Here is a 1,472-nt window from a genome sequence, read left to right as displayed (position 1 = left end):
CACGACGGCCATGAGGGCGGCGCCCGGCGCGAGGGCACGCAGGGTCCGCACATTGGCCCGCAGGGCGCCCAGATCGATCTCGGCGCGGGCGCGCAGGGGCGCGGTCGGCGCAGGTGCTGTCTCGTTCATGACGCCCCCAGTCTCTCAGAGGGGACTGACAAGCCCGCAGGCCCGCCTAGTTCCCGGGCCGGTGACCCCACACGTAGACGCGGTCGCCCTTCTTGAGGACGCTCCACAACTTGCGGGCGTCGGCCAGCCGGAGGTTGACGCAGCCCCAGGAGCCGGTGGTGGTGTAGATGCTGCCGTAGACGGCGTGGAAGGCGATGCCGCCGTCGAAGAACTGGGCATACGGCATGGGGCTGTTGTAGAGCGTCGACCAGTGGTTCTTGTGCTTCCAGTAGATCTTGTGCCAGCCGCCCCGGGTGACGTGTCCGGTGCGCCCGCTGCGCATCGGCACCGGCCCGAAGACGACCTTCTTGCCCTTCTGCACCCAGGTGAGCTGCCGGTCGAGATCGACACAGGCGACGCGGTACGAGCGGACGGGGCACTTCCGGGCCGCGTTCGGGTTCTTCTTCGCGGCGAGGAGTTGCATGCGCGCCCAGGTCACAGGTCCGGCGAAGCCGATCGCGGGCTTGATGCCCTGCTTCTTCTGGAAGGCCTTGATCGCCTTGCAGTCGGCGGCCGACTGCCTGCCGTCCACCTTCAGCCTCAACCACCGCTCCACGCCCCGCTGGTACGGCCCGGTCTGCTTGCTGCAGGACACCTTCGCGACGGCGTCCCCGATCGGCACGTACTCGACGAGCGCGTACGTCCCCGCCGCCGCGTCCCTCGGCTCGACCCTGTCCTCCTCGGCGGTCGGCGTGTACACCTTCGGCACGAGGGCCTGATCGGGCGTGTCGATCTGCCAGGGCTGATACGGCCCCGGGGGCACCCCCGGCACGAGCTCGGTCTCGCCGGGCCCGGCCGCCGCCGGCACCGGGTCGTCGGCCCAGGCGGTCCCGGTCCCAATAGGGAGGGCGATCACCGCGGTGAGCAGCACCGCGATACTTCTGTGCGCGATTCGTGTACTGATCATGCGATCAGAGAAACGCGACGGTACGACAGCGGGCGGGTGCCGCGCGGAGGCATCACCCTTATTGACGAGCGTTCGGTGTACCGGCCCGTCCGGCGTCTTCAGTCACACACGTCCCGCCACGCCGTCCGCACCGCCTCCGCCACGTCGTGCGCCCCCACCGGCGCCCCGTCCGCCGCCAGCCGCCCCGCAAGACCGTGCAGATACGCGCCCACGCTGCCCGCGTCGAACGCCGGCAGCCCCGCCGCCAGCAACGAGCCCGCGAGCCCCGACAGCACGTCCCCGCTGCCCGCCGTGGCCAGCCATCCGGTACCCGTCGGATTGACCCGCACCGCCCCGCCCCCGGAGTCGGCGACCAGCGTCGTCGAGCCCTTCAGGAGCACGGTCGCCCCGTACCGCA

The 1,472-nt window shown here is 71.1% G+C and carries 2 protein-coding genes and 1 pseudogene; all 3 read right to left on the bottom strand.

The annotated features are described in order from the left end of the window. Window positions 1-129 (bottom strand): annotated as a pseudogene (locus R6V09_RS53035) (alanine racemase); the annotation flags it as partial. A gap of 46 nt (window positions 130-175) precedes the next feature. Continuing rightward, window positions 176-1,075, bottom strand: a complete 900-nt coding sequence (locus R6V09_RS53030) for a L,D-transpeptidase family protein (protein WP_317888541.1) — start codon at window positions 1,073-1,075, stop codon at window positions 176-178. 98 nt (window positions 1,076-1,173) lie between these two features. Beyond that, window positions 1,174-1,472 (bottom strand): ADP-dependent NAD(P)H-hydrate dehydratase (locus tag R6V09_RS53025; RefSeq protein WP_317888540.1); only part of this gene is annotated, 299 nt, incomplete at its 5' end.

This window comes from Streptomyces sp. W16, from assembly GCF_033194735.1.
Lineage (GTDB): Bacteria > Actinomycetota > Actinomycetes > Streptomycetales > Streptomycetaceae > Streptomyces.
The sequence above is the reverse complement of the archived record's forward strand: the minus strand, read 5'-3'. Positions and strand labels throughout refer to the sequence as shown.